This is a genomic window from Mesorhizobium loti (genome assembly GCF_003148495.1).
In the GTDB taxonomy this organism is placed as follows: Bacteria; Pseudomonadota; Alphaproteobacteria; order Rhizobiales; family Rhizobiaceae; genus Mesorhizobium; species Mesorhizobium loti.
The window spans coordinates 66,333-83,185 of the sequence record NZ_QGGH01000012.1; the positions used below are offsets into that span (position 1 = coordinate 66,333).

At 54.4% G+C, this 16,853-nt stretch carries 14 protein-coding genes and 1 pseudogene; 11 read left to right on the forward strand and 4 right to left on the reverse strand.

The window, feature by feature from the left end; genetic code table 11:
• Window positions 1–20: 20 nt before the first annotated feature.
• Both C8D77_RS29030 and C8D77_RS29035 read left to right on the forward strand, forming a co-directional pair.
• Window positions 21–1,202: a M24 family metallopeptidase gene (locus C8D77_RS29030; protein ID WP_109670717.1), complete on the forward strand. Its 1,182-nt coding sequence runs from the start codon at window positions 21–23 to the stop codon at window positions 1,200–1,202.
• A 246-nt stretch (window positions 1,203–1,448) separates the two neighbouring features.
• Window positions 1,449–1,919 carry an Lrp/AsnC family transcriptional regulator gene (locus C8D77_RS29035; protein WP_109670719.1) on the forward strand — a complete coding sequence of 157 codons (471 nt, stop codon included), beginning with the start codon at window positions 1,449–1,451 and terminating at the stop codon, window positions 1,917–1,919.
• Between the two features lie 466 nt (window positions 1,920–2,385).
• Here C8D77_RS29035 and C8D77_RS37755 read toward each other — a convergent pair whose 3' ends face one another.
• Window positions 2,386–2,559, reverse strand: coding sequence for a hypothetical protein (locus C8D77_RS37755; protein WP_170136848.1), 174 nt, complete (start codon window positions 2,557–2,559; stop codon window positions 2,386–2,388).
• Here C8D77_RS37755 and C8D77_RS29040 point away from each other — a divergent pair.
• Entirely contained in the window at window positions 2,558–5,032 is a 2,475-nt protein-coding gene (locus tag C8D77_RS29040) for a GcvT family protein (protein WP_109670721.1), read from the forward strand. The genes C8D77_RS37755 and C8D77_RS29040 overlap by 2 nt on opposite strands.
• A gap of 251 nt (window positions 5,033–5,283) precedes the next feature.
• Entirely contained in the window at window positions 5,284–6,309 is a 1,026-nt protein-coding gene (locus tag C8D77_RS29045; protein WP_109670723.1) for an NAD(P)-dependent oxidoreductase, read from the forward strand.
• Window positions 6,310–6,413: 104 nt separating this feature from the next.
• On the opposite strand, the gene C8D77_RS29050 is transcribed toward C8D77_RS29045, so the two are convergent.
• Window positions 6,414–7,595, reverse strand: coding sequence for a M20 family metallopeptidase (locus C8D77_RS29050; protein WP_109670725.1), 1,182 nt, complete (start codon window positions 7,593–7,595; stop codon window positions 6,414–6,416).
• A 265-nt stretch (window positions 7,596–7,860) separates the two neighbouring features.
• Between C8D77_RS29050 and eutB the strand changes: the two genes are divergently transcribed.
• Window positions 7,861–8,847, forward strand: a complete 987-nt coding sequence (eutB, locus tag C8D77_RS29055; protein WP_170136849.1) for a hydroxyectoine utilization dehydratase EutB — start codon at window positions 7,861–7,863, stop codon at window positions 8,845–8,847.
• The gene (gene eutC, locus C8D77_RS29060; RefSeq protein ID WP_109670729.1) at window positions 8,847–9,839 is read left to right on the forward strand and encodes an ectoine utilization protein EutC; all 993 of its coding nucleotides are present in this window, start codon (window positions 8,847–8,849) and stop codon (window positions 9,837–9,839) included. Before eutB ends, eutC begins: the two co-directional genes overlap by 1 nt.
• Window positions 9,840–10,221: 382 nt before the next feature.
• Here eutC and C8D77_RS39120 read toward each other — a convergent pair.
• Window positions 10,222–10,497, reverse strand: a pseudogene (locus C8D77_RS39120) (aldehyde dehydrogenase family protein); the annotation flags it as partial.
• A gap of 151 nt (window positions 10,498–10,648) precedes the next feature.
• On the reverse strand, window positions 10,649–11,635 hold the full coding sequence (locus C8D77_RS29070) for a GlxA family transcriptional regulator (RefSeq protein WP_109670853.1): 987 nt from the start codon (window positions 11,633–11,635) through the stop codon (window positions 10,649–10,651).
• 240 nt (window positions 11,636–11,875) lie between these two features.
• On the opposite strand from C8D77_RS29070, the gene C8D77_RS29075 reads away from it, so the two are divergent.
• Genes C8D77_RS29075 through C8D77_RS29095 form a run of 5 tightly spaced genes read left to right on the forward strand, consistent with a single transcriptional unit; the run spans window position 11,876 to window position 16,850 of the window.
• Window positions 11,876–12,739: a transporter substrate-binding domain-containing protein gene (locus tag C8D77_RS29075; RefSeq protein ID WP_109670733.1), complete on the forward strand. Its 864-nt coding sequence runs from the start codon at window positions 11,876–11,878 to the stop codon at window positions 12,737–12,739.
• Window positions 12,740–12,769: 30 nt separating this feature from the next.
• Window positions 12,770–13,759 carry a N(2)-acetyl-L-2,4-diaminobutanoate deacetylase DoeB gene (doeB, locus tag C8D77_RS29080; protein ID WP_109670735.1) on the forward strand — a complete coding sequence of 330 codons (990 nt, stop codon included), beginning with the start codon at window positions 12,770–12,772 and terminating at the stop codon, window positions 13,757–13,759.
• A 35-nt stretch (window positions 13,760–13,794) separates the two neighbouring features.
• Window positions 13,795–14,574, forward strand: a complete 780-nt coding sequence (locus C8D77_RS29085) for a maleate cis-trans isomerase family protein (protein ID WP_245951901.1) — start codon at window positions 13,795–13,797, stop codon at window positions 14,572–14,574.
• A gap of 37 nt (window positions 14,575–14,611) precedes the next feature.
• Window positions 14,612–15,793: a M24 family metallopeptidase gene (locus C8D77_RS29090; protein ID WP_109670738.1), complete on the forward strand. Its 1,182-nt coding sequence runs from the start codon at window positions 14,612–14,614 to the stop codon at window positions 15,791–15,793.
• A 16-nt stretch (window positions 15,794–15,809) separates the two neighbouring features.
• Entirely contained in the window at window positions 15,810–16,850 is a 1,041-nt protein-coding gene (locus tag C8D77_RS29095; RefSeq protein WP_109670740.1) for a threonine aldolase family protein, read from the forward strand.
• Window positions 16,851–16,853: the final 3 nt, after the last annotated feature.

The following is a 16,853-nucleotide window of genomic DNA, read 5'->3' on the forward strand; positions in this document are numbered from 1 at the left end:
TCAGAAAGTTGAGAAGTCACATGTCATATGTAATCCCATTCGACGCGGAAGAGTACGATGCGCGCCTTCGAAAGGTCAAGGAGAGGATGGAAGGTGCTGGAATAGACCTTCTGCTTTGTACCGACCCGGCGAACATTAATTACCTAACGGGTCTTGATGCGCTCTCGTTCTATGTGCCCCAGGTCCTCCTGGTGCACAAAGACGAAGCTGAACCGTTCTGGTTCGGTCGCATGATGGACACATCGTCCCTCAAGGTTACCACCCGACTGCCCGAGAAGAATTTGTTGCCGTACCCAGAAACTATGCTGCATCAGCAGCACGTCCATCCCTTCCAGTTGCTAAGCGAGCACATCCAAACTCGCGGGTGGGCCAGCCAAACGATCGGGGTCGAAATGGACGTCGACTACTACACTGCCCGATGCCATCAGACTCTCGTGGTGGGGTTGCCCAACGCCAAGATCGTCGACAACCGTCGTCTCGTAAACTGGGTTCGGCTGGCTAAATCGCCAGCGGAACTCCGTTACATGCGAGAGGCCGGGAAAATCACCACCGTCGCCATGCAGGAGGCTATCGACAACTTGCTGGCCGGAAAAAGGAGCTATGAGGTAGCAGCTGACATCCTCCATACATCGGTCATGGGCACCGATGGGCTCTACGGGGACTCTCCTGCGGCATTTCCATTTGTGATGGTTGGTGAGAATGCCCACGCCTGCCATCTGTACTGGACCGACCGGGACATGCCCGAGAACGAAATGGTTGTTCTAGAACTGGCGGGCGTCCGCAAGCGGTATCACAGCCCGCTTGCTCGAACGATCCTTCTTGGTAAAGTGACCGACGAGCCGCGCCGACTTGCCGATATCATCATCGAAGGTGTCGATCGGGCACTTGAGGCTGCGAAACCGGGTGTGACGTGCGGCGAGGTCGAGAATATCTGGCAGGATGTCCTGCGAAGGAATAATCTTACAAAAGACAGCCGCGTTGGCTATCCTGTTGGCATTGCCTACCCGCCCGACTGGGGTGAGAAGACAGCCAACATCCAGAATGGTGATAAGACTGTCCTGGAAGCGGGAATGTGCTTCCACTTCCAGTCAGGCCTTTGGCTAGATAAGCAGGGTATTGCGCTCTCGGAGACGTTCGCAGTCACCGAAAACGGAGGTGAACGCCTAGCCCAGGTCCCACATCGCCTATTTTATCAACATTGAAAATGACGGCCGCCGCACCGTCGTGCGCTTTACAATGGTGCGGCCCCCACTCCAGACGTGAGATTTGCATGGTTTCCAAACCCCCGCCGAAACGTCTAGGTGTGGAAATCAACAGTGGGCATCAGACAGCCTTCTGGCTCAGACGACCAATGCGTTGGTCTGCTTTTATCTGGAGGTGTTGGCAGACAGTACAGGCTCCGGTTAAAACTTGCGGGGATCGCTGTTCAGTTTCGACGGAGGCAACCTGTGAGCACTGAAGACATCGACGACTACGACAGGAAGATCCTCGAGATCATCCAGGTCGACGCCGAACTCCCGGCCTCGACGATCGCCGAAGTGGTGAACCTGTCGGCATCGGCGGTCCAGCGCCGAATCAAACGTCTGAAAGACTTAGGGGTTATCGTCGCTACCGTCGCTGTGGTTGACGGCAAAAAGGTCGGCCGCCCGCTGGTATTCCTAGCCGCCGTAGAGGTTGAGCGAGAGCGCAAGGACCTTCTTAACCAGCTTAAGAAATGGTTGCTGGGCGAGAGCTATGTACAGCAGGCGTTCTACACAACAGGTGCATCCGACCTCACCGTGATCATTACAGCGAAAGATGTTGAGGAATATGATCACATTACCCAGATGATGGTGGAGATGAACCCGAACATAAAGCGGATTAATACGAGCGTCTGTCTGCAGATTTACAAACGTGGAAGCATTATCCCAACTGACTGAGTGAACATCCGGTGCCCGCAGCCGGCAAGGATTTGGCACAAACCCGAGTCGGGCCATTTCATACTACCAATCTCCTAGAGACAATTTACTAACACTGATCCTGATATCAATTTGTACGCAACCATGCGGGATACAGGCCGGTGACGTATCCAGAATGGTCGGGATGATCATAGCTGTTTCTGGATTCCACTGATCCAAATGATTTTCGTTTGTGTTGTGTCCTCGTAAATACGCCTTCGAAGCTCGTGTTGCCGTGCTTGGACCCGCCGAAGCGCATGGCATCAAATACGGCAATCCGATGAACACTGATCATTACGCCCTCTGGGTCAATGCCCGCGGCGTACGCCGCGTCAGGAACTCTCGATCTCGTCAACACTAGTTGCAAGGGATTTCAAAGATAACCCAGCACGCGATCTAGCCCCCTACGCCGTCTCAGAGTGCATCTTCTACATGGTAAGACGGCATCTTAGGGATCGAACACGCCTGTTAGCCGCAAAAGTTCGACGCCACTCGCGGCCAAATCGATCATTCTATGTAAAAAACGCAGAATATGCACGCCGCACACGGCTAACTTTGACCAAGTATTTGCAGAGAACGCGGCGGCTTCACATGCCCCTTCATTCAATCCATAGGGTTCCATGACACATTCCCCATTCGTGCGCCCCCGCGCTTTGGCAGCCCGTTATCACGAGATAGTCATTCTGGGAGGCGGCATAGCGGGCACCAGCGTTGCGTATCATCTTGCGAAGTTGGGCAAGAAGGATGTCGCGATCTTGGAGCGGAACACTCTCACTTCCGGCACGACTTGGCATGCGGCCGGCTTGATCATGCAGACACGTGGCACACATTCGTTGACCGAAATCGCAAAATACAATGCCGAGCTTTACGATGCCCTTGAGGCCGAAACAGGCCAGGCCACCGGTTTCAAACGCAACGGCACGCTCGGCGTTGCACGGACGAAGGATCGTCTCCACGAAACCGCCCGCAACGCGTCGGTCGCTAAGAGCTTTGGACTTGAAGCCCATATGATCTCCCCGGCGGAGGCGAAGGCGCTTTATCCTGCAATCGACGCTTCGATCATCGAGGGCGCAGTGTTCATCCCCCGGGATGGGCAGACAAACCCCATCGACACCTGCATGGCATTGGCAGCAGGTGCAAAGCAGAATGGGGTCCGAATTTTCGAAAACCAAGAGGTAAAAGACCTTTGGCGGACGCCGAAAGGTCTCTACCAGCTCCAGACCGACCATGGGGTCATAGAGGCGGAAACGCTGGTACTAGCCTGCGGGCTCTGGACACGTGATTTAGCAGCGCGGTTAGGTGCGCGCGTCCCATTGTACGCCGCCGAGCATTTCTACGTGGTCACGGAACCGATGGATTTCATCCGTCCTACGCTCCCGGTCCTGCGGGACACTGATGGTCACGTATACTTAAAGGAGGATGCGGGAAAGCTCCTTATCGGCGCCTTCGAGCCTTGGGGAAAGCCCCTCGCGATGGAGAGCCTGCCCAAAGAGACGGCTTTCATCGAACTTTTGGAAGATTGGGACCATTTCGAACTGCCTATGACCAAGGCTATTGAAATAGTTCCCGGACTTGCCGATGCGGGAATAGCTAAGTTCTTCAATGGCCCGGAAAGCTTTACTCCGGACCTGCTATTCATGATCGGCGAGGTCCCGGGACTGAACAACCTTTTTGTGTCTGCTGGTTACAACTCCGAAGGCATCGAGTATGGGGCGGGCGCCGGCCGCGCCTTAGCTGAATGGATCGTTGCCAAGTCCCCGCAGATGGACATCAGCTTCGTGGATGTGGCCCGCTTCCATCCGTTCCAGATCAACAAGCGTTACCTGCACGATCGCACGGCAGAAGTACTCGGCTTGCACTACAAGATGCACTGGCCGAGCCATCAACCAGAAACTTCGCGCGGGGTTCGCAAAAGTGCTCTCCATGATCGCTGGGCGAAACTTGGCGCGAGCTTTGGCGAGGGCATGGGCTGGGAGCGTCCAATGTGGTTCGCCGGAGAGGACCAGCCAACAAATAACGTTTACTCGTACGACGAACCAAACTGGTTCAGACATACTGCCGAGGAGTGCCGCGCTGCGCGTGCTGACGCGGTGTTGTTCGACCAAAGTTCCTTCGGCAAGCACCTCATCCAGGGAAGGGACGCGTGCCGGTTCCTCCAATGGCTGTGCGCGGGTAATGTCGACGTCCCCGTCGGCAAACTCGTCTATACGCATATGCTCAACAAGAACGGTGGTATCGAGACCGACATTACCGTCAACCGGCTTTCGGAAACTGAATACCTCATCATATCCTCGGCCACTGTGCATCCGCGCGACACAGCTTGGATCCGCAAACATATCGACGCGGAGTGGAACGTTACGCTGACGGATGTGACTTCAGCCTATGCGGTGCTATCCCTGCAGGGCCCAAAATCCCGTGACATCCTCTCGAAGGTCACCGACGCCGATCTCTCCAACGAATCGTTCCCTTTTGCCACCAGCCAAGTAATCGATGTCGGCTATGCGCGGGTCATCGCCAACCGCCTGACATATATCGGAGAGCTTGGCTGGGAACTGCATGTTCCTACGGAAATGGCTCAGCACGTTTTCGATATCTTATGGGAAGCCGGGGATGGGAATGGTCTGCGTCCAGCCGGCTACCATGCCCTGGAGCATCTTCGCTCAGAACGCGCTTACCGCGAGTATGAGCTTGACCTCACGCCAGTCGACACCCTGCTCGAAGCCGGACTCGGATTCACAATTGACTGGTCGAAGCCGTGCGGCTTCCAGGGCAAGGACGTCTTGGATGCACAGAAGGCGGCCGGCACACCTCGCAAGCGGCTGCTTTCATTTAAGCTGATGGATCCCAGCCCCGTGCTCTTCCGCGAAGAGCTTATCCGACGCAACGGCGATATCGTCGGTTACGTTTCGTCCGGCGTAAAGAGTTTCACGCTCGGGTCTTCGATAGGACTTGGCTATGTCAAACACGCTGACGGTGTAAGCCGAGAATGGATCGACGCGGGAAACTGGCAGATCGAAATCGCTGGCAAGCTGTATGACGCGGACGCTTCGCTCCAGGCCTTTTTCGACCCTAAGGGCCTTAGAGCGAAAGTCTGAACAGGCATTCACGCTCCTTCCATTACGCCATTACGTGATTTTCGCGCAGTTCTAAATTTAAGCAGGATTGCCGCGTGAAAAGCATAAATTTGGGGTCTTGCGGCACTCTGTAGCATTTATTGTCGGGCATGCAGCGCTCGCTCCCGCAGCAGCTAGATATAAATCTGCGCTCGGTTTGGCTTGCCAATATTTGAATATCCAATCTGAACTAAAGACATTCGTCAATCTGGTCGCATCAGAAAGGCTAACCCATGAAAGTCGCATGTCTGTGGCACGCAACCCAGGATGAACTCAACTTTATCAGGAGCTCATTGCCCGCCGACACCGTAGTGACTGCTCCGCAAGGCCAATACGATTCGAGATTTGAAAGTTCATTCGTTGAACTGGATCCAATCACTCACGATGCTGATGCCCTCTTGGCGTGGGCGATTCCAAGAGGAGTCGTAGAGAACGCCAAAAAGCTCAAATTTTTGAGCTGGATGCACAGCGGAGTAGATGACTTGGGACAATTAGGGATCTTGGGCCTTGCCATAAAAAATCACTTCCGCATTGCGAATATACGTGGAGCCAATTCGATCGCGGTAGCCGAACAAGCGATGATGTTTGTGCTTTGCCTCGCCAAGAAGACTTTGCGCAATCACAAGAGGGCTTCGGACGGGACACAACAATTTCCGCTTTGGGATCCGACTGATCGTTCCGGTATGCTCAGCGGACGTCGCCTTGCAGTTGTAGGCGTCGGTGAGATCGGAGCGAGCGTCGCCAAGCGGGCGAAGGCCTTCGATATGGAGGTTATTGGCGTGCGCCGACACAAAGAGCGCCCTGTTGAGTACGTGGACCACATGTATGGACCGGCCGATTTGACCGCAATCCTGCCTGATTGCGACTATGTTGTTTTGGCAACGCCGCAAACGGAAGAAACACAGGAACTGTTCGGCGCAGAAGAGATTTCTGCAATGAAGAAAGGGGCATACCTGATCAACGTGGGCCGAGGCGGTCTCATCAAAGAAAGACCGCTTTACGACGCGCTCGTTTCGGAACATCTGGGTGGCTTCGCCACAGATGTCTGGTGGAAGTATGAGTACGGCGCCGCCTTCCCGAATGGGTGGGGGTCTCGGCTTAATATACAAAAGCTTCCAAACGTTGTCCTATCTTGGCATGAAGCTCACAATGCAGACGACGTTCTTGAAAGGAACCTGGAGCTTGGTACACAAAATTTACGCCAGTTTCTTGCTGGGCAACCTGTCTGCCGCGAAATCAATCTTGAACTTGGATATTGAGCTCGAACGCAGCTGTCGCGCTATTGACGGCCGGCCTGTGAGCCAAGTCTGGGCGGCTATACAATAGAGCGGATGGGTTAACGTGGAGCGGCCAGATCGATAGATCATTTGCGGAGCAACAACTGACAGTATCGAATAGCCAGTTCAGTTGTCGGTATGAGCAAATCGTCGGAAGCTCCGAAGGTTGGCGTGTGAAGACCCGTTTCATAACCGGGTTCCTGACTGCCGAACCAAAAGTATATGGATGGAACGCAGCTGGAATAGTAGCCGAAATCGTCGCTTCCTGAGAGAGCTGGTGGCTCAACGAATTTGGACTCCCCAACCGTTTCAAGAACAAGATCTCGGAACAGCGCGACCATCCCGACGTCGTTGATAACGGGCGGATCGCCAAGATGGGAGGTAAACACCGCCTCACCTCGATGTGTTGCCGCAATGCCCTCGGCGACCTCGCGAACGCGACGCACGAGATGGGCACGCCGCACCAGGCTAGTGGTGCGTATCGTTCCTGTCAGCAGAACAGACGAACAGATAATATTGCGAGCCTCGCCTCCGTGAACGGTCCCGACGGTAACAATGACCCCGTCATCGCCGGGAAACTCGCGCGATGCCACTTTTTGAACCTCGTTGATGAACGCGGCCGCTATGGCGATGGCATCCACTCCCTCATGAGGCATGGCCCCATGAGCCATCAACCCCTTGAAAGTGACGTCAAACTGGTCAGCTGATTTGGTGGCCGCACCTGGCCGTGCGCCGTAGACTCCCGAGGGAATGCTTGGCATGATGTGCATTCCGACGGCCGCATCGAAACCATCGAGGAGCTTTTCCTTCAATACCGACAGGCCACCTACCGGTTCCATTTCTTCTGCAGGTTGGAAGAAAACTCGCACTCTACCGGAAAAATCTGCCCGCATCCGATGGAGAGCAAGCGCTGCTCCCAATGCGATCGAAGTATGCATGTCATGCCCACAGGCATGCATTCTACCAGGGAGCACTGACTGGTAGGACAAATCATCACGTTGCTCCTGGATTGGCAGCGCATCAATGTCCCCACGCAATGCCACAGAACGGCAAGGACCCTCAGCCAATCCTTCAATGTCGACATAGAGGCCGGTTTGATGAAATGCCTTGGACCCCGTTAGACCAAACGCCTCCAGGGCGTCGCGAAGTCTCGCTTGGGTCTTCCACTCATTGTTTGAGAGCTCGGGCTCCTGGTGCATCGCGTGACGCATTTCGATCACCGCGTGGCGCTCTTCGGCTGAGAGCAGGTTGTTGGTCAAAGCAGACATTACATTGGCCTCTGCGCGTAAGCAGCATCATTCCAGTCCCTATGTTTAGACAAATGGCAACCTGTAAGGCCGCATGATCGTCGATCTTTACGCGCGATTTCGGCGTCAAACGCTGCCTTGTCAGTGAAATCCATCGCTGCAGGGTGATATGATTCCTATCGGTCGTATAGGCCAGTCGAGACTGTCCAGCTCGCACGCAAGTACACCAACTCACCACCAGTCGCGCCGCCAACAGGGCCTTTGCAACGTAAGGAGTATCATACCCTTGATACAACTGCCCGACATAAACGAGGCGCGCCGGCGCATCAGCGATGTGATTGTGAACACACCCCTGGTTCGCTCCACAGGGCTTTCCCGCGAGTCAGGGGTCGAAGTCTTCCTAAAAATGGAGCACCGACAGAAGACAGGAAGCTTCAAGCTCCGCGGCGCGACGAACGCCATCAGCCAACTCACCGAAGCTGAAAAGATAAGCGGAGTCGTGACGGCTTCGACGGGAAATCATGGACGCGCTGTGTCGTATGCTGCCACTGCTGCGAAGGTGCGTGCTACGATATGCGTTTCGAACCTCGTTCATGAAAACAAGATCGCAGAGATTCGAAGGCTGGGCGCAGATCTGCGTATCATAGGCAACTCCTATGACGAGGCCGAACAAGAGGCTGAGCGTCTCGCAGAACACGATCGCATGGTGATGATTCATGCATCAGACGACCCAAGGATTATTGCGGGTCAAGGCACAATCGGTCTCGAGCTTCTCGAAGCATTGCCTAATGTCGCGACGGTTCTCGTGGCCGTCGGAAGCGGAGGGCTTTCCGCTGGCGTCGGGCTTGCAATCTCGAGCTTACGTCCAAGTGCCCGGATACTTGGTGTATCAATGGATCGTGGCGCCGCCATGAAGGCAAGCCTTGAGGCAGGCCATCCGGTTGAGGTTGAGGAATTGCCAAGTTTGGCAGACGCACTCTGCGGCGGAATTGGCTTGCAAAACAAACTAACCTTTAAGGCATGCCAGAGCCTGCTTGATGACGTTATCCTTGTCAGTGAGGAAGAGATCGCCGCAGGCATCCGATATGCCTACGATCATGAGCATGAAGTAGTCGAGGGTGCGGGAGCCGTAGGCATTTCTGCACTTCTTGCCGGCAAGGTCACCGCTCTAAAGGGGCCTGTCGCGATCATCATCTCGGGCGGCAATATCAATATGGCCCTTCATCGCCGGGTCATGGCAGGCGATCACACCATTTTCCAGCAGGTCGGCTAATGCAAGAAGTCACCATTCTAACAGAGCAAGTCTTGAGAGGCCTCGTGCCATTGGACCAAAACGCTGTGCAATGCATCGAAGATGCCTTTCTCGCGCTTGCCACTAAGCGGGTGGTAATGCCGCCAATCTTACGACTAGACATACCTGAACATCATGGCGAGGTCGACGTCAAAACGGCTTATGTAAGCGGTCTTGAAAGCTTCGCAGTGAAGATCGGACCCGGCTTTTTTGATAACCCTCGTATTGGACTGCCCAGTACAAGCGGGCTTATGGTGGTGCTTTCCAGCACGACCGGCCTGGTGCAGGCGGTGTTGCTTGACAATGGATACCTGACGGATATCCGCACCGCCGCAGCTGGAGCCGTGGCCGCAAAGCACCTCGCTCGCGACGATGCCTCCATTGCTGCAATCATTGGAGCCGGCGTCCAGGCGAAACTCCAGTTGCAGGCGCTCGCTCTCGTTCGGCCTATCCGAGAAGCCCGACTGTGGGCACGCAATATCACAAAGGCAGTAAGCGTTGCAGCAGAGCTTTCGAGTCGTCTAGGTTTCCCTGTTACTGCATATGCCGACCCTCGTGTCGCAATTGCCGGATCCGACGTCATCGTGACAACGACCCCGTCGACCCAGCCAATCCTGCTTGCCGAGTGGCTCGAACCCGGGCAGCATCTCACTGCCATGGGATCCGATGCAGAACATAAGAATGAAATTGCGCCTGGTGCAATCGCACGCGCCGATGTGTACGTGGCAGACAGCTTGGCACAAACTCGGAAGTTGGGCGAACTCCGTTGCGCGCTTGCAGACAATGTTATCCCAGAAGGTCAACGCCACGTGGAACTTGGGCAACTCATAGCGCGGTCAGAGGTTGGAAGGATTACAAAAGCTCAGATTACGGTCGCGGATCTGACCGGCACGGGGATTCAAGATACCGCAATTGCAACGCTCGCCTTTCACCGAGCGAAAGCTGTAGGTGCGGGTATGACCCTATGGAACTGACCCTTCCAGTCAGCATGAGTAGTGAACGCGAGCCTTTCTACGCGCCTCGTAGCGGCATGTGGCATCCAGTTTGGCGGCATTCGGGGTGGCGATCTCGGGTCGCTCCACATGCTCGGAAAGCGCTTGCGCAGGTCGATCCACGGTCTCGCAAGGAGGTGCTTCAGGATGCCGATGCAGAGACATTTCGTTTCATGGTAGTCTTCGAACCCGTGGCGCGAACCCTCCTGCCCGATGCCGGGCTGCTTCATTCTCAAGGGTGCCGCTCCCGATGAACATGCGTCCCGTGTTGATGCCCATGCCATGTTCCAAGGTCTCGGCCATCCGCCAGACACCAACCAGGTCCGCGGCAAGAAGTAGGCGGCCAGGCCGTAGACCATTTGCCTCATTCACAGCCTGACCCGCAGGGTCGTAGCGAAGGGATGTGGCCAGCTGCCCCCCTCTTGCGCAATCGGTTTTCGCCAGAGATTTGACTGAGGACCGGCGGTCGGAAAAGCGTGCAGTCCTTAACATTGTGCTTGCCCCCGTGGCCAATTTTGTCGCCGTTTGCGACCGCATCGGGGATATGAAATTCGATCTTGGCCACAGCGTGACTATCGATTATCGGGCCGATTGCCGACCCTGAATCGAATCCGTCACCAACCCGAAATCGGCGATCCCGCTCGACAAACTCACCGTGAACTCCCGATTGGCCGTAAAGGCATTCGCGGTGGCAGGGCCGGCACTACGGCTCTCGCTTCGATCGCACCACGAATCCATCGTTTGTCTCTTTTCGCCCCAAGAGCAACCACAACAAGGGCTAAGGCTGTCCTCTAGCTGTTTGAAATTGGTTCGCGAAGAGTGCCGGGCGTGACACCAAAATTCTCTCGAAAAGCTCTTGTGAAATGAGATGCGTTTTCAAACCCAACCTCAATAGCAATATCCAGCAGTGGCGCGTGAGTAGCGATAATGAGTTGCCTTGCCCTTTCGAGCCGCAGCCGTTTGTAGACCACCGCTGGCGAACTTTTGATCGTTTTTGTGAACAAGCGCTCCAGCTGTCTCCGAGATAAACCGACCTCGGCCGCAAGTTCGGAAATCGAAAGCGTCCTATCAATATTGCCATCCATCGCAATTAAAGCCGCCTGGACTCGTGGATCGCTGCTTCCAATAGACTCCGGTCTTCGCGGCTGTACATGAATTGCCGGACGTGCTTTGTCGATCTGGAGAACCTCCAAGGCGTTCCGTTCAGCCCTGTGACTAATGTGCCGCCTGACTATCGAAAAGGCCATGTCGGCAGCGCTGCTGCCACCAGCACAGGATCCTCTGGTACGGTCGAGATTGAATATGCGATCCGATCGGACTTGGTGATCCGGAAAACGCTGACGGAATTCTCTGAAGTGCAGCCAACTCACGCAAGTCCGGTGGTGCCTCATCAGCCCTGCGTCAGCCAAAATGAATGTGCCCGTGCAGACACCAATTAGGGGGACCTTCTTGCTCGCAGCTTGCTTGAGATAATTAACTGTCGCGCTATCGACTGGGGAATCGTGCCTTAATAGACCTCCGATCACGACAATATAGTCGAAATTGCCGGGGTCCGTGAAATCCGACGTCGGGGTTACGCGGATACCGCAGCTCGAATCGATCGTATTCCGACAACTCGCCAAGACCTGCCAATCCGCAAAAACTCGACCCGATTTGTCGCCGTCGTCGCTAGCCAAACGTAAAGTGTCAACGAACAAAGCAAACGCGGTGAGCGTGAACGAGCGTGCGAGTATGAAGCCCACTCTTAGTCGTGCGGTCTTTGTAATTTCTCCCAACACCTGGTTTAGCCTCCTCCAGATATGATTGTGTTTGGCTGCGAGCCTGCGCAATGAAGAAGGGTAAGCTTGCCTCCGCTCAACCTCCTGCGGGCCTGAGAAGAGAAAAAAGCAAGTAGCACCTTTTGTGCGCGCTTTTTAATCGCATTGAAGGCCGAAAACGCGGGATCGCCGCTCTTCAGCGCGTTAGACTGATTGTGCTTGACGGGTTATCCGATCAAGATTCAACCACGAGGCACTCACATGACAGCAGCAGGGAAGTTGGGAGTAAAGCATTTCGCACTCGCAGTCGTTCTGACAGCAATCACGCTTGGTGCTACGGGACTAGCTGTTGCCGATGATCTGCTTACGCGCACGCGCGCCGGCGCCCCTCTTAGAATTGGCTTTTCAAATGAACGACCTTGGGCATTTCCCGATGAAAGCGGTAAAGCCGCAGGCCTGATGAATGTCGTCGCAATCAACACTCTCAAGGCAATGGGGATCACGAATATCGAGCCGGTTGTTGTAGAGTGGAATTCCTTAATTCCCGGCTTGCAGGCAGGGCGATATGACATGATCACCGGAGGGATGTACGTCCTGAAGACCCGCTGCGATAGCATCGTCTTCTCAGATCCAGTCATAAGGATGGGGGATGTCTTTGGGGTCCCCAAGGGTAACCCAAAGAAGATCGAAACATTCGAAGACATCAAGAATCAAAATTCCGTCTTGGTCACCACCGCAGGTAACAACACGGTCGAAGTTGCCAAAAAGGTCGGGATTACAGACGACAAAATAATGCAAGTTCCCGGCCCCACAGAAATGCTAGCCGCAGTGCTAAGTAACCGGGCGGACGCGGCTGGAACAAATTATTTCAGCATAAAGGCTCTCGTCGACCAGAGTGATGGAAAGCTCGAAATCACAGATCTTAACAAAATGCCGGAGTGGACCTTGAATTGGGCTGCAATGGGCTTTCGCGAAGAGGACAAAAGTTTCATCGAGGAGTACAATCAATTTCAAAAGAAATATATAGGATCTGCCGAAATGATGAGCTCGGTCGCTGAATACGGTTACACAAAGGACAATCTGCCGGGTAATGTAGCGACGGATTGGTTGTGCAAGAACCGGTGAAATAATGACTCTGTTGTAGGTCTACCGACGATGGCGAAGAATCCAATTACGTCAACCGTTGATTTCCAGAGGGATGGAGTTCAGCATGGGTTCCTGAATTTGCCTTACTCGTGTGACCAGTCAGCCTGGGGATCGATTAGAATCCCAGTGACTGTAGCCAAAAATGGAGAGGGCCCGACGGTCCTCTTCACGGGTGCGAACCATGGGGACGAATACGAGGGCCCTATTGCCCTTTTTGATCTGGCACGCAACATAAGAGCAGACGAGCTTTACGGTCGCGTCATCATTGTGCCCGGAATGAATTATCCGGCATTCCGAAACGGCACAAGAACGTCACCCATCGATGGTGGGAACTTGAACCGAATGTTCCCCGGCGATCCGTCGGGCTCGGTGACGTCGAAGATAGCGGACTATTTTTATCGTGCACTTCTGCCACTTGCGGACTTCGTAGTGGACTTCCACTCCGGCGGTAAGACGTTGGAGTTTATTCCGTTCTGTTGCGCTCACGTTCTGGACAACAAAGAACAGGAAGAAAAATGTGTCGCCGCCATGCGAGCCTTCAACGCGCCATATTCAGTCATGCTGATGGAGATTGACCCGGAGAATATGTACGACACGGCTGCGGAACGAATGGGAAAGGTCGTCATCGGAACCGAGCTATCTGGCGGGGGTACGTCGACGGTCTACACAAATGAGATCGCGAAAAGGGGCATTAGAAATATCCTGAAGCACGCCGGAATAGTAAAGGGCGACCTGGAGCAGGCGTCCTCGACGGAGCTTAACGTGCCCGACCCGAGCTGTTTCCTCTTTTGCGAGAATTCTGGTCTTTTGGAACCGTGTGTCGACCTGGGTGACGTTGTTGTTGCAGGTCAGATTGTTGCCCGAGTTCACCCGATCGGCCGCACAGGTGCCCAACCGGAGGAATACTATGCCGCGATTGGCGGAGTATTTTCCGGCCGACATTTCCCCGGCCTAATTTCGGCAGGAGATTTTCTAGGGTTGGTAACGGTTCCTCTGTGAACAGTACTTGGTCAACGTAGACAGGAAGCATTTCTATGGCTGAACAACATGAAACCGTGCGACGGTTCGGTCGCTCGAATGCTGCCACATTCGATGACGGGCCGGGGAAGTACAGAATAGGACTTGTCGCGTTGTCCAACGACTATGTGACTGAACGAGATTTCATGAATATGCGACCCGATGACGACGTCGTCATCTACACGAGTCGGCTGGCGAATGCTCCTGACTGTTCTTTGGCGTCGTTGCGCGAGATGGCGCCACGCATCACCGAAGCCACTTCGCTGCTTGTTCCGGAAGGCCGCCTCGATGTCGTTGCTTATTCCTGCACCTCGGGAACGGCCGTTATGGGCTACGAGAGGGTTCAGGAACTTGTTCATGCTGGTCGTCCGGACGTAGCCTTCAGCACTCCTCTTACTGCGTCACTAGCAGGGCTCAATCGCTTTTCGGTACGACGTGTCGCCGTTCTCACTCCTTATACCGACGAAGTGAATTACGTGATCGCCAGCAATATCGAGGCGTCCGGAATCGAAATAGCGGAGTTCAACAGTTTCAATCTGTCCGACAACGAGTTGATGGCGAGAATTACCCCGGATAGTATCGTTCAGTCTGCGTTGGAGCTTGATACTTCGACCGCCGATGCCTTGTTCATTTCTTGCACCGCGATCAGGGCGGTTGAGGTAATAGAGATTATCGAAGCGAAAATCAAGAAGCCGGTGATCACGGCGGTGCAGGCGCTGTTTTGGCAATCCTTGCGACTTGCAGGTTATAACAAGCCTGTTCCAGGATACGGGAGTTTATTGAGACTGTCCCAATAAATGGATATCGGGTCCCTTGAAATAGTGTGGAATTAATATGTTTTATGACAAGCCATTCAGCCCAGCTGAGTATGAGAGCCGAATATCAAAAGTGAAGCGGGGCATGGAAGCGGGCGGTTTCGACCTCCTCATCTGTCAAGACCCTGCAAGCATGAACTGGCTCTCCGGTTTTGATGGATGGTCCTTCTACACCCCACAGGCTGTTCTGATATGTTTAAGCGAAACCGCCCCAATTTGGTTCGGTCGCGCCCAAGATGCTAAGTCGGCGCAGATTACCACGGACATTCCAACTTGCAACATCATCGGCTATTCTGAACCGTTAGTCCATCACGCGTCGAAGCACCCATTTGACGAACTCTGCGGCCTCATCCAGACGCGAGGCTGGGCATCCGCACGCATAGGCGTCGAGATGGACGCCCACTATTATACAGCCAGGGCTCATCAGCATTTGGTAGCCGGCCTTCCAAATGCACGATTTGCGGATAGCAAGGAATTGGTCAATTGGGCAAGGCTGGTGAAGTCCGAGGCCGAATTGGTGTACATGCGGGAAGCCGGGCGGAACGTTTCGAGCACGATGAAGAAGGCAATTGCCAATGTCAAACCTGGCAGGAAGCAATATGAAATCGTCGCCGACGTGTATCACTCTCAGATCACCGGCCTCGATGGAAAGTACGGGGACTACACAAGCATTTGTCCGCTTATGCAGGTTGGCGAGGGCACGAGTACTCCCCATTTGACCTGGAGTGGCGAGGCTCTCCCAACCTCAGGCCTGGTTGTGATGGAGCTAGCGGCAGCGCGCCGACACTATCACACGCCTTTGACCCGCACGCTCCATCTTGGCGCCCCCCCCAGCCACATGGCCCAGCTCGCGGCCACGATCGTCGAGGGAGGCGACGCCGCACTCAGCGCGGCTAGACCTGGGGTAACTTGCGGCGAAGTTGAGAGAGTTTGGCAGGCCGTCCTCCGAAGGGATGGCTTTGAGAAATTAAGCCGCGTTGGATATTCGATTGGGTTGAACTATCCCCCCGATTGGGGTGAGAGAACCGCAAGCCTGCGCGATGGTGACACGACGGTCCTTGAAGAGGGCATGTGTTTTCATTTTCAATCAGGCGTGTGGCTGGCAGAATATGGTGTCGCGGTATCGGAGCCTTTTGTTGTGACAGACAAAGGCGGAGAACGGCTTTCTAATGTCGATCGTGAATTGATTGTAATCGACTAAAGGTAACATAGCTCAAATGCGTCTTTTTGCATCCGATAATGTGACCGGCGCCTGCCCAGCTGTCGTAGAAGCGGTCCTCTCCGCCAACGCTGGTCTCGCCGCGTCGTACGGGGAAGATTACTGGTCGACTGCTTTGAGGGCTAAATTCTCGGAGATTTTTGAGACAGAGGTAGAAGTATTTCCGGTTCTTTCCGGGACGGCCTCAAATGCACTGGCCCTGGCAGCCCTAACGCCGGTTTACGGAAAAGTGTACTGCCATGAGTTATCCCACATCAATACTGATGAATGTGGGGCGCCTGAGCTACTCACCGGCGGTGCAAAACTCATCCCGATGCGCGGTGCTAATGGCCGGATCGTGCCGGATGACCTTGCCCAGGCAATTCGCGGACGTGGAAATGTTCACGTTCCTCAACCCGCCGTCGTTAGCATCACGCAGGCATGCGAAACCGGCACGGTTTACCGGCCTAGTGAGATTCTCGAAATTGCGGCGATCGCCCGTGATCATCACCTTAAAGTTCACATGGATGGCGCACGCTTTGCAAATGCACTTTCAACCTTGGGTGTCACTCCTGCACAAATGACATGGCAGGCCGGCGTCGATGTTCTGTCATTCGGCGGGACAAAAAATGGATGCTTCGTGGCTGAAGCCGTAATCTTCTTCAAGCCTGAAATGGCTGAAAATTTTGATTTTTTGCGCAAGAGGTCAGGACAGTTAATTTCAAAGATGCGTTTCGTTTCGTCACAGCTACTGGCCTATATCTCCGATGACCTTTGGCTTCAGAATGCAATGGTTGCAAACAAAATGGCTCAAAAACTGAGCCGCGGAATGGCGGCTCTCCCCGACATCGAACTGGCCTATCCGACGGAGTCCAATGAGGTCTTCGTGCGGCTACCAGATTACCTCATTGGCGGCCTAAGGGCAAAGCACCGATACATCAACGAAGATGAGCTTGATGGGAAAGCCGTTCGCTTTGTAGCATCATGGGTCACTACAGATGAGGAAGTTCAGAGCCTTCTCGACGATATCAGTCAATGCATCCTGGGAGCCAAAGCGTGAGAG